This is a genomic window from Legionella longbeachae, from assembly GCF_004283175.1.
Taxonomy (GTDB): Bacteria; Pseudomonadota; Gammaproteobacteria; order Legionellales; family Legionellaceae; genus Legionella; species Legionella longbeachae.
Genome location: NZ_RXNW01000007.1, coordinates 129,354 through 151,394, shown reverse-complemented (window position 1 = coordinate 151,394; position 22,041 = coordinate 129,354). Strand labels below are relative to the sequence as shown.

The window sequence follows — 22,041 nt, the reverse complement described above, 5'->3', positions numbered from 1 at the left end:
AACCGCCTATAAAATATTTATTAACTTGTTGCTAGTAATGCAGCACTTGGTGTGGGCGGCATTACTCCTAAAGAAATTATAAGTTTGAGTGCTTCATCAATACTCATATCCAGTTCCACAACATCTCGCTTGGGAATCATCATCAGAAAGCCCGAAGTTGGATTAGGAGTAGTAGGTATAAATACAGAAATAAGTGTATCTTTTAATTTATCATTAATTTGGCTATTTGATGTCCCCGTTTGGAATGCAATACTCCATAATCCTTTGCGCGGGTATTCAATGAGGACTACTTTACGAAAAGCTTCGCTGTTTGTTGATACTACCGCATTAATTACCTGTTTAACTGTTTTATAAATTGAACGAACCAAAGGGATTTTTGAAAGAATAGATTCTCCCCATGCAACGAGCCTTTGACCAAAATAATTGGTAGCGATTATCCCTGTAATCAGCAATATTAATAATGATAAGATAACTCCCAAACCAGGAATGTGATGTCCTATCAATTGCTCAGGTTGATAGACTTTAGGAATCAAAGCTAAAGTATTATCAAGTAAGTCAATAATAAATCGTAACACGCCAATGGTGATAAGTATGGGTAACCATACTACCAATCCAGCAAGTAAATAGCGTCTTAATGACAGCGTTCTCACTTGGTATCACCATCTTTTGTTGTATTAGATGCAGTCGTATCATTGGCCTGAATAGTGGAAGTAGATTCGTCATTCTTAGCCCCCTCTTCCTTTGATTTACTGCTTTTATTTTTAAAGTCAGTAGCATACCATCCAGTGCCTTTTAACTGAAAACCAGCCGCAGAAACCAACTTAACTACGGTATCCTTATAACAAACGGGACATTGTTTTATTGGATCGTCACTGATTTTTTGCATCAAATCAAAATGGTGATGACAACTTGTACATTGATATTCATAAATTGGCATCTAAAGCAACTCCATTAACTTCATATTACTTAGTTTAACCTAGCATTATAGCTAACTCATAACGAATGAACAATATGTAAACTTTGATAATAATGCATTCTGCCCCTCCTTTCATTGAAATAACTGCCAGTAAAGAACTTAGATTTTTATAAAGATTTTACGGCGATATAAAAATGCGGCTACTAAAAAATTTAACAAGAGAAATGTTAGTGAATAAAACAACCCCGCGTTTTTAGGGCTAAAATTACCAAACAAATATTCTGCAATTGCTACTCGCACTATATCTTGAGTCCCATCTGGCAATGGTAGTAAGAAAAAAGATTGGATTTTTAATAACATCACATGAAAAATAAAGATAAACAACGCATTCATTCCAAGAATTTTAAAAGGCAATGACCATTTGTTATATCCTTTTATGTCAATAATAAAATAACAGAAGCTAAAAATAATAAGTGAAAATCCGCTGCACCATAAAACAAAAGAGCTTGTCCATAAATTTTTATTTATTGGAAAGCTATAATTCCATAACCATGCTAATAGAAGAAAGACCAGGCCTGATGCAACCATTAGAATACACTTCTTTTGTTTTTGGATCTGAGCCAGCAATAAATTTCCTGCAATCAGACCAGACAGAGTTGTAGCAATAGAGGGGATCGTACTTAAAAGTCCTTCTGGATCAAAGTTTCTAAATAATAAATGTTTCGGTGAAAAGAGCAACTGATCGATATAGCCAACCCAATTTCGCGTTATAGTTAGTTGATTCATCCCTGAAACTGGCAAATGAAAACAGGCCAAAAAATACCAATATCCCAACAATATACCCAAAAAAATAAAAATTTGAGCTCTTATTGTTGTATGTAAATAAATAAAAGCACAAATTAAGTAGCAAAGAGCGATGCGTTGCAAAATACCGTAAATTCGTATTGAGGAAATGTCAACATTTTTAGGGAAAACATTGAGGAAAATTCCTAATAAAAACAATATGATTGTACGCTTAAATATGCTGTAATAAATTTCTGTTTTGCTTTCTTCTTTTATATGTCTTTTTAGACTAATAACCGTAGTCATCCCTACTATAAATAAAAAACTAGGGAATACCAAATCCGCCAAAGTACAGCCATTCCATTCTGAATGTAGTAAAATAGGATAAGAAATCCTCGTTCCCAAACTATTTACTAAGACCATAAGCGCCATTGTCAAACCACGAAACACATCTAAAGATAAGATTCGTTCGTTTTGCAACAAATGATTATCCATAAAATAACTTTCTTAAAAAGAAGGCATAATAGCAGGATACTAAATTGTCTTCAAACCTCGCACAGGCACATCCATATGATAAACATAATGCTTAATAATCTGTTCTGCTTGGTCACAAGTTAATGGTTTGCTAATTGCACCCTCCATAAAATAATGCTGACAATCATACTTCACTACATCGGCTTCAAAGCCCGTTAATGCGATAATAGGCACATGATGCTCTGTTTCTCTTTCCTTTTGTCGCAACTGCTTTGCAACTATATAACCAGAAGAATCCTCCAAACCTATATCCATCAATACCAAATCATATTTTCCTGGTTGGAACAATTTCACGGCACTATCTGCTGAATTTGCAATATCCACCTGACAATTTAGAGCAGTTAACAATGCCTTCTCAACATTCTGCGCGATAATATTATCTTCTACCATAAGAATTTTAGGCAAATAGTTTTCTGTTGAAGCATGTTCCATGTGTTGAACATTTTTTATATAATTTTTTGTATGTACTTCAATATCGTTGACAGGCGTTAAATTATTGAAAATTACAATCAAACCAATTAGGTCTTTATTACGGTTATGCATGGGTATGCGAGAGGATTGGAAATAATAATTCTTACCTGCTCCATCCGCAATGGGCTTTTCTTGTACATTATGTTGAGGAATACCTGAAAAAATTACTTTCATATCATCCAGTTTCAACTCCTGTACTCTATCTTTATCCCAATGGCCAAACTTCTCCATCTGTTGATAAGGAGTGCCATCCAAATCTTTAAGAGTATTTAATCCTAATAATTTTATAAAGTTATTATTACATCCTTTCAAATTGCAATCAGTATCTAACCAATAAACAATATTGGGCATTGAATTAATAATTTCCATGTAGTACTGATGAATGGACTCAACATCCTCTTGGGATTTATTTTTTGCGTAGGAAGACATGCAAATACTCCGATAAATTTAATTTGCATGTAAATTATAGTACAGATTAATTAACGTGAATTTGGCAAAAAAACATTTGCGTGCTTTTTAAACATCTTAAACGAAAAAATGCACACCTTTTGTATAAACTCAGACACTAAAATATTAGCTGCTCCCAAAAAAAGAACAATTTTTCTTATAGAGCTAGCCTAGATTATTTTAATTATAAATCATTTTCCAAAATAACCAAAATTCCGACCGCTAAATTACACAAAAATTCGAATGCTTATATGGAAACAAGATAATCATAGTGTCATAGGTCTATGTTTTTGATATGACAGTCACTAATATGGCAATTCAAAATGCTCAGTATGGTTTACGCATTAAAACACGTTGCTCTGGTGAGGATTCAGCAAAACGTTATCAAACCAAAACAGCGAGTATCTCTAATATATCTTATAAAAATGTAACCATGAGCGGCGTACATTACCTTATATATTTTGATCTTGATTACGGCACAACTGGGCATTTTAGTTATGTTAATTTAAGTAGTATTACTTATAACAATGTAGTGGCAACAAACTCAGTACATCCAGCGTCTTTAATTTGCTCTAAAAATAATGGTTGTACTAATCTGGTTTTCAACTCCATTAATTTAGATACTAATGGCAATTGCCAAGGTATTAATGGTGGCAGCTATGACAAGGTAGTCCCGTGCCCTTTTTATTGTGCACAACCCGGCTCTAAGCGTTCTTTACAAAAATGAAGCTCAATAAATTCCAGGCACTGAAGAATCGCAAGATGCTGCCTGCCTAGGATTAGAGCTTTAGAGACGGATGATCACTGCAAAATTTGAATAGATAATAGTTCATCATTTCGCTTTGCTGAAACTCAGAAATAAAGAACACCAGTGATGGTACGCATCACGAGAATGAATTATCATATTGTTCAAATTTCCTGCGTAGTAGGCGAAACGAATTGAATTGAAGCAAATTGAAAATTTGTCTGCACCTACAAAAACAGGAAGTCTACAAAAAATTTAGAATGATACCTTCCATTTTAAAATAGTTATCAATCAATAATCCACTCTATTTGCTTTTTCAAGTCAATTGGTATCTCTGAAAGTTCTTCAAGATCATAATCCATATAGGCATTTTCAGCCGAGCTATTAACTTGATGCTGCAAAATTTTCTTATCCCGTTCTTGGTGTAACCATAAAATTTGAGGAGTAAATATATGAAGAATTCCTTCTACCCACTTGTCAAGTATTTGCCAATATGGATCATTAATTAAAGTCATTTTATAGCGTTTTATCAAGCGAGCAGTATGCTCGGCACCATACCAAATTTCAGATGTTACCCATCGATTTACTGTAAATAGACGAATCGGTTGTCCAAATTGATTCATTCCAATCGCTACCAAATGCGTCATAGGATTATCGATGTATCTATCCCAATCTGTCAAAGGTGCGGGTTTAATGCTTTTAGGAATATGTTTATAACGAAGAAAACAATGAAAATGGCCATGTTCCGTACTTTCGTAATTTTCACGGTGACAATGGTAAAAGTATTGCGCTCCAGTTTTATGATCTATGCGATCACCTTGCGGATAATGACTCATTCGCTCAAAACGCCTTTTATTTTTTAAGGTATAATGAAGAATACTTTTCCCTTTAGTAGAAGTCATCCATTGTTGTGCTTCTAAAATTTGTTGCGCATAGCCTAAATAAGCCTTTTTATGCCATCTGCTAAGTTGAGGTAAATTGAATTCAGAGTGAATAATCATATTTTTACTACATAAGAGAAGACAAAATAACGAAGAGGTAGTAAAAACTACCTCTTTACAGGATAAACTACTGATTAGTCACCAGAGCAACCACCGCAGCCTTTGCAACCCTTACAACCAGTGCAACCTTTGCAACCGGTACAACCTTTACAACCATTGCAAGAGCTAGAAGTAGCTGGAGTAGAAGCATCTGCATAAGCAACAGAAACTACAGGAGCTGCTAATACAGTTAATAGTGCGGCTACCGCCATTGTTGATTTTTTCATGATTTTTACTTCCTTGATAGTTAATGATTTTTTAACCCAATTAGATATTAGCAAATAAATTAGAATTTTGCTTCTCTTTTTAATAAAAATTTTGAGTTATTAATTGAGTTTTTGTCAATTCACACTGCATCCTTAAATCATGTACTCTAAGCATTCAAGATCCAAGGTCTATTAAGAGCCACCCAGGATGAAAGTCTTGCAATTGGCATTACGAATTTGTAGCCACCTCGCTAAAGCGGAGACTCATTTCGATGGAGAGATGGATATAGATTGCCACTTTCACAAAAATGAAGCCATCCTTAAACCAATCCCAGTACTCTTCAGCGAGAACGAACTAGGCAAAGCATAGGTCAATTTCGCACTCTCAGTAATAAAGCGTGATGGTGGAGTGCGGAAATATTAAGGAGTGTTGTCAACTCGCCTTAGTAAACATCCACCCTATTTTACTTAAAAATTTCCTTGAATTAATAGAGTAGATTATAAAATGTGCATCAAGTTTTTATGATAATTCTTTTTTCGAAGTGAATAGAAGAATTTTATCAAGCATCTTGGTAGTCAGAATCCTTTTTAGAAAAATCAGTAAATAAGAAGGAAGAGTGACTGGGTATTTTGCTTTAGGTCTTTTAGATTCTATAGCATGATACAACTTTTTGATTACTGCATCAGGCTGCTTAGTAAAAATTGAAGCAGATTTTTGCTGTTTAAAATCCGCTAACATACGTTCATATTGCTTATTAAAATAACTATGTTGTTTATCTATGTAATTAAAAGAATTATCAACACAATTATCCCTGAAACGGCTCTCTATAGGCCCAGGTTCTATAGTAATGACATCAATCCCTGATGAGTGCAATTCTAATCTTAATGTGTCACTAACGCCTTCTACTGCATATTTTGAAGCATTGTATGAACCACGAAAAGGCATACTAATAATACCTAATATTGAGCTAATATTAATGATACGGCCAGTTCCCTGTTTACGCATAACGGGAATCGCCAGGTTTGTAAGTTCCAATAACCCGAAAACATTTGTTTCAAACTGGGCACGCAATACATCACGAGTAATATCCTCTAATGCCCCTGCTTGACCATAACCCGCATTATTAATCAAAACATCTATTCGCCCTTCAGTTTTGGCTAATACTGTTCCGAATGCGTTTTGAATTGACGATGAATCAGAAACATCCAACTGAACGGCTTCCAATCCAATGTTTAATAATTTTTCGACATCTTCTTTTTTTCTGCATGAGCCAATTACTCTATGTCCTCTTTTTTTTAAAGCAAAGGCCGCATCAAATCCAATTCCACTTGAACATCCAGTAATTAAAATTATTTTTTCCTTCATTTATTGATCCGAAATAGGTCAGAAAATAATTTATAATCGATAATTCTAAATGTAACAATAGGTTTAGTTGTAATTCATTTGTGAACTTTATTTTAAAATAATTAAATTGAAGTTAATAAATATTGCTTAAGTGTAAAACTTAAACAAGGAATCTATTTCTGTTTTAACTTCTAATGATAACCTGTGCCTACATTAAACACGGGGGAAATGACTATGCCTTTTTTTCAAAAAAACTCTCACGCAACTGCAGTGGAAAAAATTAATGCAGCAAAAAAATTGTTAGTGCAAAAGCAACTGGCAGAAGAGCAAACGGATTTCTTCCTTGACATGTTAAATGCTCGAATTAATGATTTTGAAACAGCATTAAAGGAAAAACATGAGTTTTATGAGCGAGAACAAATAATAGAGCAATATAATCGTTTCGCTAAAACCCTATTCAAGTGTTTATCCAAACCTGAGTCTACTCTTTTCTATACAGATAATTATCACAATTCCAAATACCATCCTGTTGGAATTAATGACGTAATAAAAAAAGAACCTATAAAAAACAATATATCAATTGCAACCGCTTTTTTAGGCGCTGCATTAATCCTGGCATCTTTACCTGCCTTTGCATTTAATCCACTTATTGGAGCAATTCTTTTACCTATCGGAATTACCTTATTAGCCCCCGCTTGCCTTTACTTATTAACACCAGAGTTGCTCGATACAACATCTAAAAAGCTTGAAGAGAAAATTATTTTCCAAACTGGCGCAAAATTAATCGATCCTTCTGTAAAATTTGATGAAATGCAAGATATAGATACCTCTGTGTATACTTTGGATACCCCCGTCTGCACCAAGGCAATGTAAAAAGCTCAAGTGAATTTTATAAGATCTCATGGAATTTTCTTAAATTTGAGCTATCATTCAATTTTTGATTTCAGGAGCTTTTTATGAAAGTAGGTCGTGACAGCTTGTCAACAAAATGCGTATTGCAAGTAGATGATAAAACTTATCATTATTTTAGTTTAAAAGAAGCTGAGCATAAACATTTTAAAGGGATTAATCGTCTCCCATACTCTTTAAAAGTTCTTCTGGAAAATCTTCTACGCTTTGAAGATGACAATACTGTTACTACTAAAGATATTAAAGCTATTGCGGAATGGTTACATAAGAAAACATCTCAGCATGAAATTGCATTTAGACCGGCACGTGTACTTATGCAGGATTTTACTGGGGTACCTGCTGTAGTTGACCTGGCTGCCATGCGTGATGCAATCGCGAAACTGGGGGGAAACCCAGATAAAATTTCCCCGCTTTCGCCTGTTGATTTGGTTATTGACCATTCAGTCATGGTAGATAAATTTGGTACCCGGGATGCATTAACTGTCAATACCGAAATTGAACTAAAGCGTAATAAAGAGCGATATGAATTTTTACGTTGGGGGCAAAAAGCTTTTGATAATTTTCAAGTTGTTCCACCCGGAACAGGGATCTGCCATCAAGTAAACCTTGAATACCTGGGCAAAACGGTATGGAGCAGTGATGATAATGGCAATCTATATGCTTATCCAGATACCCTCGTTGGAACCGATTCTCATACTACCATGATTAATGGTCTGGGTATTTTAGGTTGGGGTGTGGGCGGCATCGAAGCAGAAGCAGCAATGTTAGGACAACCTGTATCGATGCTCATACCCGAGGTGATCGGATTTAAGTTATCTGGAAAAATGAACGAAGGGATTACAGCAACTGATCTCGTACTTACTGTAACACAAATGCTTAGGAAAAAAGGTGTTGTTGGCAAGTTTGTTGAGTTTTATGGCCCAGGTTTGAGTGATTTACCACTCGCTGATCGCGCCACTATTTCTAATATGGCTCCTGAATATGGTGCAACATGCGGATTTTTCCCAATAGATAAGGAAACCATTCGTTATCTCGATTTAACAGGACGTGATAAACATACTATCGCTCTAGTTGAAGCTTATGCTAAAGCCCAAGGCATGTGGTATGACAAGGATAGTGAAGATCCCGTGTTTACTGATACTTTAGAATTAGATTTAAGTACTATTGTACCCTCATTAGCAGGCCCTAAAAGACCTCAGGATAAGGTAACTCTTAGCACATTACCCATTGAATTCTCTAAATTCCTTACAGAGGCAGGCAAAGAGAATGAGAAAGATACTTCATTTGCAGTTAAAAATCATGACTTTAAAATGAAACATGGAAATGTCGCCATTGCTGCAATCACCAGTTGTACGAACACATCCAATCCAAGTGTGCTTATGGCTGCTGGTTTAGTCGCTAAAAAAGCGGTTGAAAAAGGACTTACGCGTAAACCTTGGGTTAAATCGTCTTTAGCTCCAGGCTCCAAAGTAGTTACTGATTATCTCAAACAAGCTGGATTACAATCTTATTTGGATCAATTGGGTTTTAATTTAGTAGGCTATGGATGTACGACTTGCATCGGTAATTCAGGCCCGCTTCCTGACGCTATTTCTCATTGTATCAGCGATAATGATTTAGTTGTTTCTGCAGTCTTATCAGGAAATCGTAATTTTGAAGGACGAGTGCATCCTCAAGTTAGGGCAAACTGGTTAGCCTCTCCACCTTTAGTTGTCGTCTATGCATTATGTGGAACAACGACGATTGATCTCAGTAAAGAGCCAGTAGGCAAAGATAATCATGGCAATGATGTCTATTTGAAAGATATTTGGCCCTCAAATGCAGAAATTGCCGCTGAAGTATCAAAAGTTACAGGCAGTATGTTCCGCAAAGAATATGCAGAAGTCTTTCGTGGTGATGAGCATTGGCAAGCAATTAAAACCAGTAGTGGTAAGACTTATGAATGGGATGAGGACTCAACTTACATCCAACACCCACCATTTTTTGATAATTTAAAAACAAAGCCAGAGCCAATTAAACCTATTACAAAAGCTTATGTACTTGCTTTGTTTGGTGACTCAATTACTACTGATCATATCTCTCCCGCTGGTTCAATTAAAGCCAATTCTCCCGCAGGGTTATATTTAAAATCCAAAGGGGTCGAGGAAAAAGAATTTAATTCTTATGGTTCTCGGCGCGGTAACCATGAAGTAATGATGCGGGGTACTTTTGCAAATATTCGAATTCGTAACGAAATGACCCCAGGTCAAGAAGGAGGAATTACACGTTATATTCCATCCGGTGAAGTTATGCCAATTTATGATGCGGCTATGCTTTATCAGCAACACCATCATGATCTCGTTATCATCGCCGGTAAAGAATACGGTACAGGCTCATCAAGAGATTGGGCTGCGAAAGGCACTAACTTACTTGGTGTCAAGGCAGTAATCACCGAAAGTTTTGAACGCATCCATCGCTCTAATTTAATTGGGATGGGAGTTTTACCTTTACAATTTTGCAATGATATGACACGTAAAACTCTGAATCTAAAAGGAGATGAGCGTATTAGTATCGAGGTATCTGATTCATTAAAACCTGGTTCAATTATCCCGGTAACTATAGAGCGTGCGGATGGGCAAGTAGAACAAATTCAAACCTTATGCCGTATCGATACCGCTGATGAATTAGAGTACTATAAGAATGGAGGTATTTTGCAGTACGTCCTTAGAAATTTATGTGCTTGATATTAATTTAGGTTGGATTTTAGCTTAGCAGTAATCTGGTTTTTCTAAAAAGAAACTTTGATAGCGAAATACTCTATAAGTATACATCCCTCCTGTAGATATCCCGTGAGTTAAAAGCGGGATATCGAAAATTCTTAGATAGGCACTTGATTAAAAACCAACCGATAGTAACTCTACATCCAAGTTATTCGCGGTTTAACCTAAACCGCAATCATTAAGGACTAATCATGAATCACCCCAAAAAGGTTTTAAGCGTTTTCTCTTTGGTAATGATTAACGTCATCGCTGTTGATAGCCTGCGCACCCTACCCATCAGTGCAAAACTCGGCTTATCTTTAATATCCTATTACGTTGTTGCCGCATTCGCTTTTTTTATACCTGTTTCCCTTGTAGCAGCAGAATTAGCCACAGCATTTCCCAATACAGGTGGAATCTATGTGTGGGTTCGCGAAGCGTTCGGTAAACGAGCAGCGTTTATCACCATTTGGCTGCAATGGATATATAACGTAGTTTGGTACCCTACTATACTCGCATTTATAGCAGCTACATTATCTTATTTATTCGCTCCTGAATTAGGAAATAACAAACTTTATTTATTAAGCACTGTACTCGTATTATTTTGGTTATTCACCATCCTCAATTGTTTCGGGATGAAAATATCCAGCATCATGAGCACCATTGGAGCAACCGTTGGTACAATATTTCCGATGCTTTTCATTATTGTTCTTGCTGTATTTTGGGGAATGCAAGGCAAGCCAATAGCCGTAGGTTATTCTTCTAATTTGTTACCTAACTTTGAATCATTAGGTAATTTATCACTTTTTGCGGTTGTTCTATTTGGTTTACTCGGCATGGAAATGTCTGCAGTACATGCAGAAGAAGTTAAAAATCCTCAACATGATTACCCCAAAGCATTGTTTTATTCCACAATATTGGTTATTTCTACTCTTTCTTTAGGCTCCTTAGCTATTGTTATGGTCGTTCCTAATGAAAATTTAAGTGTAGTATCCGGACTTATTGATGCTTATGCGGTATTTTTTAAAGCCTATCATATGTCTTGGATGACCTCAGTAATCGCCGTGTTAATTATTTTAGGTGGACTTAGTGGTGTGTCCGCATGGATTATTGGGCCAACTAAAGGATTAATGGTCTCTGCACGTGATGGCTCCTTACCCGCAAGGTTTGCAAAAACAAACAAATATGGCGTTCCAACAAACATCCTCTTGGCTCAAGCCATTATTTTTACCATTTTAAGTACTGCTTTTATTTTGCTGGACTCTATCAATGCAGCCTATTGGATGCTCAGCGATTTATGTGCTCAAATGGCGTTATTAGTTTATATCTTTATGTTTGCAGCAGCTATTAAGCTAAGATACAGCAAACCAAATCAACATCGAGCCTATACTATTCCAGGGGGAAATAAAGTCATGTGGCTTGTATCTGGAATAGGTATTTTATGTTGTCTCGTTGCTATTTTAATTGGCTTTGTACCACCTACTCAAATTCCAGTAGGTAATGTAATCGTTTTTGAATCATTTCTAATTGGTGGATTAATTCTATTTGTATTAATTCCATGGTTTCTGGCTAAAAAGCATTAATGATTAAAATTCATACTCAATTGTTTTGATCTATAACCTGGGTAAATTATCCAGGTTTTAAATGGTGGCGAACGTTAATTTCATGACAAGCCAACTCCATGCTTTAGAATCCAAACGACTTTAATTTTCTGGACCTAGCGACTCCAAAGATATTACTCAAGATTGATAATATACTTAACTGGAGCAACGATATATGACCAAATCCGTGTGGCACTCTCAGGAACACCACAGCATATATGGTACGGATAAAATTTATTTGCGCAGAGCTAGACAGTTCGATTTAGTTTGAATAATTTGTCTCTAGATAAAATGATATCCATTTTTTAAATCTTGTTCCAAATAACATTGAAGACTCTCTTGCCATTTAGGATAAATGCTTAGAAAAGATATATTTTTATCTATCATTAAACATTTCATGATTGAAGATTGTTGCTCGAAAGACAACTTTTCAAAAAATGTAACTATTAATTGATATCTTAGTTGTTGGTATTCTTTTACCTAAAAAATGCTATCATTGCGTCGAAAAAACAGGATATTCTTTACAAGTTCACTAATAAATTGATCAGTAAGCCAGTTATGAATAATGGGGATTAGTTGAAGTAATCGTTTGAAACAATCTCTTTTTAAGAAACATACTATCATCACTTAGATTGGTATTAAACAATGTATAAAATTGATTGCCTAAATAAGTTCCGATATACCAATAATATTTATTTGGAATCCAATGACTGAGCTGTGATAAAATAATTAGTGATAATAAATTTTTTTTAAATCCGGCCCTTGTTCCAGAAAATTAAACCAATATATAACAAACATTGAGCATTTTTGCGATGAAAGCTCTCCTTGTTGGTGAGCGATGTAACAAAGCAAGTCTTTTAAAACAGAGCATTGAAAGCAATTGATTTTTTTCTTTTTGGGTGTTTTTTTGCAATTTTTGAACAATAGATTGGGCCTTGGCCCAACCTGAAAACTACATTGATCACTATTAATCTGGCAAAGACATTAAGCTTGCATTACCACCCGCAGCAGTAGTATCTACGGTATATGTTCGCTCATGGCAAAGCCGAATTAAATAATTAGGTCCACCTGCTTTGGGTCCGGTACCTGATAGTCCCTCTCCTCCAAAAGGTTGTAAGCCTACAACAGCACCTATCATATTACGGTTTACATAACAATTACCCGCATGGACTCTTTGCCTTATATATTCAACAGTTTCGTTAATTCGGCTATGAATTCCTAAAGTTAAACCATAACCGGTTGCATTAATTTGTTCAATAACATGATCCAAATCCTTTTTCTTGAATTGAATTACATGCAACACTGGACCAAATACCTCTTTCTCCAATTCATTTATATTATCTATTGCAATAGCAGTCGGCGGCATAAAATAGCCTGACTCAAGTGATTCATCCAATGGGCATTGATAAATTATTTCAAAGCGTTTTTTCATATTATCAACATGATTGCTTAATGTAGTTAAGGCTGTTTTATCAATAACAGGCCCCACATCAGTGACTAACCAACGCGGATCACCAACTACCAATTCAGCCATTGCGCCTTTTAATAGTGCTATTGTGCGTGGATAAACTTCCTCTTGGACAAACAATACACGCAATGCCGAACATCTTTGGCCCGCGCTACCAAAAGCAGAGTTTACTGCATCAACAACTACTTGTTCTAACAGGGCAGAAGAGTCAACAATCATCGCATTTTGCCCCCCTGTTTCAGCAATTAACGGGATAATTTCACCTCCGCGTGCGGCCAAGGAACGATTAATAAGATGTGCTGTTTCCGTTGAACCTGTAAAGAGAACCGCTTTTATTCTTTTATCTGCCACTAATGCAGCACCAATCGTTTCGCCAGAACCAGGAAGTAATTGTATTACCCCTTCAGGAATTCCCGCTTGAAGCATTAATTTAACGGTATATGCAGCAATTAATGGAGTTTGTTCTGCAGGTTTTGCTATGACACAATTTCCTGTAGCCAGCGCAGCAACAACTTGGCCTGTAAAAATAGCTAAGGGGAAATTCCATGGGCTAATACATAAGACTGTTCCGCGTGGATGAAGGCTTAACTCATTTAATTCACCCGTGTAGCCCGATAAACGTAACGGCTGGGTCAATATCTGTTGTGATTGTGTCGCATAATATCGACAAAAATCAATCGCCTCCCGCACCTCAGCAATGCAGTCATTCATTGTTTTACCTGCCTCAAGACAAGCTAAAGCCATAAGTTCTGTATCATTTTCTTGCAATAAATCAGCAAAACGATTCAGGCATGCAGCTCTATCTCGAGCAGAGGTATTTGACCAGACAGGAAAGGCTTTGGTAGCTTGTGATAAAGCTTGCTCTACATCTTCGAGTGTTGCGTTTTGAACAGCTCCAATGATATTTTCAATTTGCTGTGGTGACCCTATGTGTTGTTTTTCACCCTTAGAGAGGTAGTTTCCTGCCACAATAGGGCCTGAATCCCATTGTTGCAATTTAATTTTTGCCATTTTTTGTTGTAACAAAGTACGTTCGATGCGATCAGAAAAATCAAATCCTTTAGAATTTTTTCTGGAGGGTTGAAATATATCTTCGGGCAAGGGAATATTTTTATTCATTTTATGCAATAAAGACTGTGCTTTTTCAACCGGATCTTCAACTAATGAATTTATGGGTGCTTTATCATCAACAATACGATTTACAAATGAAGAATTAGCACCATTTTCTAATAGTCGCCTTACTAAATAGGGCAATAAATCTTCATGACTTCCTACAGGGGCATAAATACGGCATGGGATTCCATAACGCTCTGCGGGGACGATTTGTTGATACAACTCATTACCCATTCCATGTAAACATTGAAACTCAAAATCTCGATAATCTCCAGTGATATTCAGGATCATAGCAACAGAATAAGCATTATGTGTGGCAAACTGCGGGTAAATTGCATCAGTCATAGTTAGAATTTTTTTTGCGCACGCCTGGAAGGAAACATCGGTAAAAACTTTTCGGGTAAACACAGGGTACTCTGTCAATCCTTGCATTTGAGTCTTTTTAATTTCACTATCCCAATATGCACCTTTGATTAAACGTACCATAATACGTCGCTTCTTTCTTCTTGCGAGTGCAGCAACCCAGTCTAATACATAAAAAGCTCTTTTTTGATAGGATTGTACGGCCAACCCAAATCCATTCCACCCATCTAAACTTTCATCATTAAAAACTCGTTCGATTACATCAAGGGATAGCTCTAAACGTTCAGACTCCTCAGCATCAACTGTTAAAGCAATATCGTATTCCTTTGCTAAACAAGCCAATGCTAATAGCTTAGGTGATAATTCAGCTATAACCCGTTCGTGTTGGCTTTCATTATAACGTGGATGTAATGCAGACAGTTTGATAGAGATTCCTGGGCGTTTATATACATCAGAGTCTTTTGCAACCTGTTTACCTATAGCCTCAATTGCTTTTTTATAGGCTTCAAAATAACGCATCGCATCAGCAGAGGTAAGTGCCGCTTCACCTAACATATCGTAAGAATAACGATAACCTTGAGCCTCTTTCTTTTTAGCTCTTATGAGTGCTTCGTTGATGGTACGCCCCATCACAAATTGCTTGCTCATAATACGCATAGCTTTATCCACTGCTTTTCTGACTACAGCCTCACTACTGCGGTTAACAAGTTTCATTAGTGATTTTGTTAAAGTGGTTTGTGCTTTTTCAGGAGTAAGTATCTTTCCCGTTAACATTAATGCCCAGGTAGTTGCATTTACAAAAAATGAATCACTTTGACCCATGTGAGCTTTCCAGTCCCCGCCAGACAATTTATCTTTAATCAAATTATCAATTGTGGCGCTATCAGGCACCCGAAGTAATGCTTCAGCAAGACACATGAGAGCAATGCCTTCGTCACTTGATAAAGCATATTGGGTCAAAAATGAATCAATACCTGTGCTTTTTTTGCGCTCAGTTCGTACTAATTCAACTAATTTAGTTGCACTGTTTCTAATCGCAATCAATTGCTGTTCACCTAGTGTCGCTTTTTCACAAAGCTCTGTTATCAATGATAACTCGTCAACACGATAGGCCTGATTAATGGCAGCTCGTATTCCTTCGGGTAACTGCATGATCTGCTTTTCCAGCATAGTATTCTCCGAAATCAAACATAGAACTATTCTCTTGCCTCTTTACTCTCTAAAACTTAGAAGAGATAAGGAAAGGTTGGGGTTTGGATAGTTTTAAAAAGAAGAATGAAGTATAGTTTAGTGCCCTACAAAATGGAATGCAATTAAACTATTTTTGCTGTAAAAATTACCTTTTTCATCCTGAAATTAAGATGGAACACTCTAATTCCTGCATAAATATAGACATTTATTTGGACAATTCAATTTAAATTATTACATTTAGATTGAATTTCGACACCACAAAAAGACTTAAGTTTACACCATTAGGTTAATGTTTAATCTAATATGGCTTGTTGCTTTGAATTAACCCTATGAATTGAGTAATCTTTCGCCCTGATGAACAATTAAAGCCCTTCTAATTTTACAATTACATGATTTGTTAATATAATCACCATTTTTTTGAAGAACAGTAACGGTGAACAAGAAAAAGATAGGAGAAGTATGAATACTTTATTGACTCTAATCTCTAGTTTGATTTTAACCAGCAATATTACAACGAGCACTGCTTCGTTTGCTCAGTCTGAAACTGACATCAATACAAAAGTAGAACACTTAAGCCATAAGGCTCCCCAGTTAAATAAAAAAGTGTTAAAACTTGCTTTAACTGCTTATAAAAATGCAAGCAAAAAAGGTAATGTTAAAAAACCTGTATTGACTGTAATTGATTACTCTTTGCCCTCAAATAAGCAAAGGATGTGGATCTTTGATCTTCGTAGAGAACGCCTTCTTTATAATACCTATGTTGCACATGGCAGAAATTCTGGTGTAAATAAAGCAAGTCATTTTTCTAATGTCCCTTCCAGTAAACAATCGAGTTTAGGAACTTACATTACAAAAGATACTTATATTGGTAGCAAAGGATATTCCCTAAATTTACAAGGCTTAGAGAAAGGCATAAACGATAACGCTTTAAGTCGACGAGTAGTGATACATGGTGCATGGTATGTAGAGCCAGACTTTATAAAAAAAGCTGGCCGTGCAGGATTGTCCTGGGGTTGCCCTGCAGTCGCACAAACTCTAGCAAAACCAGTGATTAATACCATCAAAAATGGCTCTGTAATTTTTGCTTATTTTCCTGACAGGAAGTTTTTATCGCGTTCTGGCTACTTGGTAGGATAAATAAAAAAGCCAGGGTTCCCACCCTGGCTTCTGCAGTCATCCGTATAAGAACTAAAAGTTCTTACTGTCATCCTGACAAAACCACATCCGTATGATTACAATTCCTTTTGTTTGACTTACATCCGTATAAGCCATGTATTAAATGTAGCAACTGAAAATAATAAGCGCAAGGCAGTCAAAAGTGAAAATGTCTTATGAGTCAGTTTAAGAAAATAGATTAAATTTAAAAAAATTTTTTTAAAACAATCGGTTAGTTTTATCTTCATCAATCCTCATTTAAAATAACAGCAATTGTCTTTATTTAAATTGAGAAATTTCTTACAAGGAATCAAGTAAAACCCCCAAGCTAATTCTGTAAAAAATAACCTACAAACCTATTTTAAAGAGAAATAATCAACGATATACATGACTAATGCTTGATTCTCTCGGAAGATATGCTAGTTTATTCAGCATCTCGATTTCGCTTTAGAGAAAAATGATGGATAAACAATCGTTAACAACAGTAAAAAAAGACAAGCTCCAAATAATTGACTGGCTTATTGAACATTTTCCTAATGCTTTTTTTAAAAAAAGCAGCCAAATAAAACCCCTAAAGATTGGTATATTTGATGATATCATTGATTTCTATGAGCGGTTGGATTCGCCTCCATTTAGTAAAAAATCGCTTCGTGATGCCTTAAGTTATTACAGCGCCTCCCCTGCTTATTTAAATTGTCAAAAAGAAAATGTTGCACGAGTTGACATTTACGGTAATGAAGTTGACGTGGTAACTCAGGAGCAGGCTAAATATGCCTTCCAACGCTACCAGGAACGGTATAGCAAAAAGAATAATCCAGAAAAATAAGAATAAAGTATAACATCTGATCATCTTAAGTCGAGGGGCGGGGTTTGCATTAGATAAACACCGCTGCCTATCTCAAACCTAAAACAGGATAAATACTGATACTGTCCAATAAGTGTGTTCGATTGGAGTTTTACCGGATTCCTTTTATGATGCACAATTGCCAACAAACCTGATTTTTAATCTAAAATTATAACAAATGAATGCTTAAACAAAGGGATGAATCATGCGTATTAAACGGGCACTTTTTCTTGTTTGGTTTTTCTCTTATGCTTATGCTACTGATCAGACAAACATTGGAGATTGGACGCAAAATTTATTAATAGAAACATTGTCAGCGAGTTATAAAGACACTCCTTCGGAAATTAACGCTGTACAAAAAAATTATCTTCCCTATGCATGGGGCCCAATGCATCAATTTTTACTTGACAAGCGCATTGAAATCAATGAAAAAATGCTAACCTTGCATCCAAAGGCTTTAACTACCCCCCAAATAATGAAAAATAATGATTGTGAAATAGCTCCTTGTTGGCAAGTAATTCAATCGTTTAATATTCCGGAATTATCCCTTAATATTGATTTGTCACTTCAGGTGATTCCGGGAAATATTGTTAAAGACTCTGACTCCCCTTTTCTTGTTCAAAGTCTCTCAATGAGTATACGATATTATTAATCAACAAATAATTACAAAATTTGCAGCACACTATCCTTGTAATGCTAATAAATAATTCACTTTCAAATCAGTGCCCAGTGAAGCTTTTCTTAATAAAGGGTTATAATCCATTCCTTTCATATCAACTAATTTAAATCCAAGCGAGCGGGTTATAGCAAGTAATTCGCTGGGCTTTATAAATTTGTCATAATCATGTGTTTGTTTAGGTAATAAATTTAATAAGTATTCTGCAGCTACAATTGCAGTTAGATAGGCTTTAACAGTTCTACTAATCGTCGATAGAAATAAAAAGCCCTTTGGTTTAAGCAAACGTCTGCAATGTTGCAAAACCAGCTTAGGATTCTGCACATGCTCTAGCATTTCCATGCAAGTAATTACATCAAAGCAAGGATTTTTATATGCTTCAATTGAAGTACAAAAATAGTCAACATTTAAATGGCTGCCTTTTGCATGCTCTTGCGCAACAAGGATTGTATCAATTTCAGCATCAATCCCAGTAACATTCGCTCCTGCATTCGCCATAGTTTCACAAAGAATCCCACCACCACATCCTACATCTAAAACATTTAAATGGGATAGTTGGACATGTTGCTGGATAAAATCAAGGCGTATTCCATTAATATCATGTAAAGTTCTTAACGGGCCTTCAGTATCCCACCATAACTTTGCATGCTGAGCAAACTTATGAATTTCTTCGGGATTCACAGTTGTTTCTCTATTACTCATGGTCTAATAAGTCCAAAGATTTAAAAAAATGAATCACTTGGGGATTCGTAATAAAGCTGACATTATAGGGGTGTTCCGCAATAAGGCCTATAGGTAATTTATCAAGAGCGGCAGTTTTTGCGATTTTACCTAACAAAATCAATTGAATATCCGGTTTAATTAACGCAAGTTCAGCAAATACACTTTGTATAAAAGGAATCCATTTGCGTGCATGATATGGAACTTTCCCTTCACTATAAACTAAGCAGGCATTAAGTAATAAAATACCTTTTTGCATCATTCTACCAAACAATTCATTAGCTGTTTGCACCAACGGGCTTTTGTCGATGAGAGCGATCGTTGCTTGCGACGTATCCTCATCGAGATCCCCGCGGGCCTTTAATAACATTTTGATTATATTACGTAAAGAGGTAGCTTTATTAACCGTTTTACTGAGCCCATTTAAGCTCCATAAACTTCCTACCGAATTGTCCCAAAAAGCATAACCATTTGCCGATTCCTTACGCGGATATGGCGACTCACCAAGTAAAATATATTGAGTTTTTGTAAGAGGCAAACTGAATGCTGCTAATAATCGTTCTTTTCCTGGCAACCAATCTTCGGAATTCATAAGCTGGTGTAGATAGTCTTGATCCATCGATTCTAAAGCATTAACTAAAATCCCTTTCCATTCAGAATGACAACGATTTATAAAAAATTGATATTTCACCTTATTATCCTGTAGCGAGGAATCAAAAATCGCTTCCATAATGCCCCCCTTTTAATTACAATGATGATTTATTAAACACCCTCTATGGAAGTCATGAGTACTACAGCAAAACTACAATGCTCTTTCACTAGTGATGCCATCCATAATCGTAACTGTTACGCCTATTTTCTTCAATTAAAACCACTCCTAAATAACAAAACTGGTGCTTTAGTGCCTGTTTTTGCTAAATTACAATCCTTAATGAGGCAAGAATATAATGACAACTATCCTTACGGCGATTTATATTCATCATGTATATCTTCCCTGGAAGAGTTTATCGATAATAACCCCATTGAAAAGATAAAAATTTTTGATGATTTAGTTCAAGCCATCTACCATAATAACAATCATATTCTTGAAAAACCCTCTGAATGGATAAATGACATAGGCGCAAAAACCCGCCCTCAAATGCCTGCCGTTAATAAAATTAAACAAAAAATAAAAGATACACATAATACTATTAATCAGCGCACACCAAACAACGTTGGCGGTCTTTTTAGCCGTTTGTATTCCTTATTTTCGAAAGATTTTAAACCTCAGTATGAAACTAATCTGCCGACAATTAAAAATTACTCTTATAAGAATGTCCTGGATCCTGTTGAGCATCGTTTTAGTACCCAGGCTCAACGCCATAATGGCAAAACTAGAGTTAGTCCTCTTTTTAAACGCTGGTTACAAATCAATGCTGAAAAATGCAGCCCTACACAGCAGATATGCCATATCTATTTTAATAATCTTGCATTAGATCGAAGTGATCTGAATATAGCTGGTTCTAAAGAAAGAGAGTTAACTCTTGAACTTCACAAACTTGAAAGAAATCCAGGTCTTAAAATTTTGGTGATTACTCTCCCAGCCCATGAAGGTTTAATGGATTCAAACCATTATAAGATAAATAATGATCGACTACCTATTCTTTCTGTATTTGATGAATTTCTTGATGTAGCAAAAGGGAAACACCACAAAAGTGGAATTTCCGATTTTAGAATTAGTAACGAAGCACGAAAACAATTGTTCGGTACTGGTAAAAATGAAGAGATGATTCTTAAGCGTCTTCTTAAAAAAAGCTTTAAAGCACAAGGCTTGGAAAAAAATCATTTTATATCTACTGCTCAAAAACAAGCTATTTGGTTGCATTTTATCAAATATGAGCTAACAAATTATATTATTAACACAATTCAACCTAATAGTTTTAATTTTTCATGTAAAGACGCCATCGACCGCGGAGCCCTCTCTTCATCTTATTATAATTTGATTCGATCTTTTGAATTAAATAAGCCTATAACTCGAGAAGAGTTTGAACGCTCTATAGATGCTGCAGCTGCTAGTATCAAAGGCCGAGGAATGAATTTTCATAGGAAAATTATTTGGAATGCATTAAATGTGTATGTTAATGCAAACTATGCACAGCTACTCGCTAATCGTGAAAAATCATGGTTGATTTACTGGCGTGATATGAATTGTCCTCATAGCCAGGCTGAAGAACTACTTAAAATCAGACTTGATCAAACCAGGGAACAATTTAAGCAACTACCAGAAGGTGAAAAAAATAAGGATACCAAGAGACTAGGCTTGAAATTATTATCCACAACTCTTGAGTTAAATGAACAAAAAGTTAGTGGTAAGCGTCTTTTACTCGAAGCAGTCTCGCGAACCTCGGAATTAGTGCATTTATCATCCAAAAAATCAATGACCGATTACCAAAACTTAGCAAATGAGCTCAAGATAAAACATTCAGCTTTGTATGTACTCGGCGGTATCATGGCATTATTACTAGGTGTAATTTTTTATCTTCCTTCTTTAGGATATTCGCAAAAGATAATTGATCATGGGCTAGCTACTGCAAATACTGGCTTTTTTGCATATAATCGCTCAAAATTAAGCGATCAAATACTCGAGTTTTCCTTAATTGAAGCTCATAATCCTAATGTCGTTTAACTCCAGTTAAGATGCTGAAAATTAGCCTCCGGGTTTTGTATTAAATAATTCCAAAAAAACAAATTTTTTACTTGCTTATTCATTCCTTGTGGTTAAAAATAGAATCTACAG

General features: G+C 35.8%; 18 protein-coding genes. 8 read left to right on the top strand and 10 right to left on the bottom strand.

Features of this window, described 5'->3' with window-relative positions:
• Window positions 1–20: 20 nt before the first annotated feature.
• From EKG34_RS08855 to EKG34_RS08840, 4 genes are all read right to left on the bottom strand, one after another.
• Window positions 21–650 (bottom strand): DUF502 domain-containing protein, encoded by a 630-nt coding sequence (locus EKG34_RS08855; RefSeq protein ID WP_003637102.1) that lies wholly within the window; start codon window positions 648–650, stop codon window positions 21–23.
• Window positions 647–937, bottom strand: a complete 291-nt coding sequence (locus tag EKG34_RS08850; protein ID WP_003637100.1) for an FmdB family zinc ribbon protein — start codon at window positions 935–937, stop codon at window positions 647–649. Before EKG34_RS08850 ends, EKG34_RS08855 begins: the two co-directional genes overlap by 4 nt.
• 138 nt (window positions 938–1,075) lie before the next feature.
• Entirely contained in the window at window positions 1,076–2,194 is a 1,119-nt protein-coding gene (locus EKG34_RS08845) for an acyltransferase family protein (protein WP_003637099.1), read from the bottom strand.
• A gap of 39 nt (window positions 2,195–2,233) precedes the next feature.
• Window positions 2,234–3,133: a response regulator gene (locus EKG34_RS08840; protein ID WP_012979117.1), complete on the bottom strand. Its 900-nt coding sequence runs from the start codon at window positions 3,131–3,133 to the stop codon at window positions 2,234–2,236.
• A 313-nt stretch (window positions 3,134–3,446) separates the two neighbouring features.
• Here EKG34_RS08840 and EKG34_RS08835 point away from each other — a divergent pair, with 313 nt between their 5' ends.
• A complete protein-coding gene (locus EKG34_RS08835) occupies window positions 3,447–3,878 on the top strand; it encodes a glycosyl hydrolase family 28 protein (RefSeq protein WP_003637097.1) in 432 nt (143 codons plus the stop codon).
• Window positions 3,879–4,183: 305 nt separating this feature from the next.
• Here EKG34_RS08835 and EKG34_RS08830 read toward each other — a convergent pair whose 3' ends face one another.
• From EKG34_RS08830 to EKG34_RS08820, 3 genes are all read right to left on the bottom strand, one after another.
• On the bottom strand, window positions 4,184–4,897 hold the full coding sequence (locus tag EKG34_RS08830; RefSeq protein WP_003637095.1) for a DUF6969 family protein: 714 nt from the start codon (window positions 4,895–4,897) through the stop codon (window positions 4,184–4,186).
• A gap of 74 nt (window positions 4,898–4,971) precedes the next feature.
• The gene (locus tag EKG34_RS08825) at window positions 4,972–5,163 is read right to left on the bottom strand and encodes a hypothetical protein (protein ID WP_003637094.1); all 192 of its coding nucleotides are present in this window, start codon (window positions 5,161–5,163) and stop codon (window positions 4,972–4,974) included.
• 499 nt (window positions 5,164–5,662) lie between these two features.
• A complete protein-coding gene (locus EKG34_RS08820) occupies window positions 5,663–6,508 on the bottom strand; it encodes an SDR family NAD(P)-dependent oxidoreductase (RefSeq protein WP_003637092.1) in 846 nt (281 codons plus the stop codon).
• 213 nt (window positions 6,509–6,721) lie between these two features.
• Here EKG34_RS08820 and EKG34_RS08815 point away from each other — a divergent pair, with 213 nt between their 5' ends.
• The 3 genes from EKG34_RS08815 (at window position 6,722) to EKG34_RS08805 (ending at window position 11,717) form a co-directional block, all read left to right on the top strand.
• A complete protein-coding gene (locus EKG34_RS08815; protein ID WP_003637091.1) occupies window positions 6,722–7,360 on the top strand; it encodes a lpg1689 family Dot/Icm T4SS effector in 639 nt (212 codons plus the stop codon).
• Between the two features lie 83 nt (window positions 7,361–7,443).
• Window positions 7,444–10,119, top strand: coding sequence for an aconitate hydratase AcnA (acnA, locus tag EKG34_RS08810; protein ID WP_003637090.1), 2,676 nt, complete (start codon window positions 7,444–7,446; stop codon window positions 10,117–10,119).
• Window positions 10,120–10,346: 227 nt separating this feature from the next.
• Entirely contained in the window at window positions 10,347–11,717 is a 1,371-nt protein-coding gene (locus EKG34_RS08805; RefSeq protein WP_003637089.1) for an APC family permease, read from the top strand.
• A 985-nt stretch (window positions 11,718–12,702) separates the two neighbouring features.
• Here EKG34_RS08805 and putA read toward each other — a convergent pair.
• Window positions 12,703–15,849 carry a bifunctional proline dehydrogenase/L-glutamate gamma-semialdehyde dehydrogenase PutA gene (gene putA / locus EKG34_RS08800; RefSeq protein ID WP_003637086.1) on the bottom strand — a complete coding sequence of 1,049 codons (3,147 nt, stop codon included), beginning with the start codon at window positions 15,847–15,849 and terminating at the stop codon, window positions 12,703–12,705.
• Between the two features lie 480 nt (window positions 15,850–16,329).
• Here putA and EKG34_RS08795 point away from each other — a divergent pair, with 480 nt between their 5' ends.
• The 3 genes from EKG34_RS08795 (at window position 16,330) to EKG34_RS08785 (ending at window position 18,521) form a co-directional block, all read left to right on the top strand.
• Window positions 16,330–17,007, top strand: coding sequence for a murein L,D-transpeptidase catalytic domain family protein (locus EKG34_RS08795; RefSeq protein ID WP_003637084.1), 678 nt, complete (start codon window positions 16,330–16,332; stop codon window positions 17,005–17,007).
• A gap of 478 nt (window positions 17,008–17,485) precedes the next feature.
• Window positions 17,486–17,851: a ProQ/FINO family protein gene (locus EKG34_RS08790; RefSeq protein WP_003637083.1), complete on the top strand. Its 366-nt coding sequence runs from the start codon at window positions 17,486–17,488 to the stop codon at window positions 17,849–17,851.
• Window positions 17,852–18,074: 223 nt separating this feature from the next.
• Entirely contained in the window at window positions 18,075–18,521 is a 447-nt protein-coding gene (locus tag EKG34_RS08785; RefSeq protein WP_003637082.1) for a hypothetical protein, read from the top strand.
• Window positions 18,522–18,551: 30 nt separating this feature from the next.
• Here the strand turns inward: EKG34_RS08785 and ubiG are convergent, their stop codons facing one another.
• Both ubiG and EKG34_RS08775 read right to left on the bottom strand, forming a co-directional pair.
• Complete coding sequence (gene ubiG / locus EKG34_RS08780) at window positions 18,552–19,247, bottom strand: bifunctional 2-polyprenyl-6-hydroxyphenol methylase/3-demethylubiquinol 3-O-methyltransferase UbiG (RefSeq protein WP_003637081.1); 696 nt, start codon at window positions 19,245–19,247, stop codon at window positions 18,552–18,554.
• Window positions 19,240–19,995 carry a uracil-DNA glycosylase family protein gene (locus EKG34_RS08775; protein WP_003637080.1) on the bottom strand — a complete coding sequence of 252 codons (756 nt, stop codon included), beginning with the start codon at window positions 19,993–19,995 and terminating at the stop codon, window positions 19,240–19,242. The genes ubiG and EKG34_RS08775 overlap by 8 nt, the downstream gene beginning before the upstream one ends.
• A gap of 54 nt (window positions 19,996–20,049) precedes the next feature.
• On the opposite strand from EKG34_RS08775, the gene EKG34_RS08770 reads away from it, so the two are divergent.
• The gene (locus EKG34_RS08770) at window positions 20,050–21,930 is read left to right on the top strand and encodes a hypothetical protein (RefSeq protein ID WP_003637079.1); all 1,881 of its coding nucleotides are present in this window, start codon (window positions 20,050–20,052) and stop codon (window positions 21,928–21,930) included.
• The last annotated feature ends 111 nt before the right edge of the window (window positions 21,931–22,041 follow it).

Excerpts from the sequence above, each read along its gene's own strand:
- EKG34_RS08775 (WP_003637080.1), bottom strand. The coding sequence starts at position 19,995 with ATGGAAGCGATTTTTGATTCCTCGCTACAGGATAATAAGGTGAAATAT.
- EKG34_RS08790 (WP_003637083.1), top strand. The coding sequence starts at position 17,486 with ATGGATAAACAATCGTTAACAACAGTAAAAAAAGACAAGCTCCAAATA.
- EKG34_RS08830 (WP_003637095.1), bottom strand. The coding sequence starts at position 4,897 with ATGATTATTCACTCTGAATTCAATTTACCTCAACTTAGCAGATGGCAT.
- EKG34_RS08805 (WP_003637089.1), top strand. The coding sequence starts at position 10,347 with ATGAATCACCCCAAAAAGGTTTTAAGCGTTTTCTCTTTGGTAATGATT.
- putA (WP_003637086.1), bottom strand. The coding sequence starts at position 15,849 with ATGCTGGAAAAGCAGATCATGCAGTTACCCGAAGGAATACGAGCTGCC.
- EKG34_RS08835 (WP_003637097.1), top strand. The coding sequence starts at position 3,447 with ATGACAGTCACTAATATGGCAATTCAAAATGCTCAGTATGGTTTACGC.
- EKG34_RS08825 (WP_003637094.1), bottom strand. The coding sequence starts at position 5,163 with ATGAAAAAATCAACAATGGCGGTAGCCGCACTATTAACTGTATTAGCA.
- EKG34_RS08840 (WP_012979117.1), bottom strand. The coding sequence starts at position 3,133 with ATGTCTTCCTACGCAAAAAATAAATCCCAAGAGGATGTTGAGTCCATT.
- EKG34_RS08785 (WP_003637082.1), top strand. The coding sequence starts at position 18,075 with ATGCGTATTAAACGGGCACTTTTTCTTGTTTGGTTTTTCTCTTATGCT.
- ubiG (WP_003637081.1), bottom strand. The coding sequence starts at position 19,247 with ATGAGTAATAGAGAAACAACTGTGAATCCCGAAGAAATTCATAAGTTT.
- EKG34_RS08820 (WP_003637092.1), bottom strand. The coding sequence starts at position 6,508 with ATGAAGGAAAAAATAATTTTAATTACTGGATGTTCAAGTGGAATTGGA.
- EKG34_RS08770 (WP_003637079.1), top strand. The coding sequence starts at position 20,050 with ATGAGTACTACAGCAAAACTACAATGCTCTTTCACTAGTGATGCCATC.
- EKG34_RS08815 (WP_003637091.1), top strand. The coding sequence starts at position 6,722 with ATGCCTTTTTTTCAAAAAAACTCTCACGCAACTGCAGTGGAAAAAATT.
- EKG34_RS08850 (WP_003637100.1), bottom strand. The coding sequence starts at position 937 with ATGCCAATTTATGAATATCAATGTACAAGTTGTCATCACCATTTTGAT.
- EKG34_RS08795 (WP_003637084.1), top strand. The coding sequence starts at position 16,330 with ATGAATACTTTATTGACTCTAATCTCTAGTTTGATTTTAACCAGCAAT.
- EKG34_RS08845 (WP_003637099.1), bottom strand. The coding sequence starts at position 2,194 with ATGGATAATCATTTGTTGCAAAACGAACGAATCTTATCTTTAGATGTG.
- acnA (WP_003637090.1), top strand. The coding sequence starts at position 7,444 with ATGAAAGTAGGTCGTGACAGCTTGTCAACAAAATGCGTATTGCAAGTA.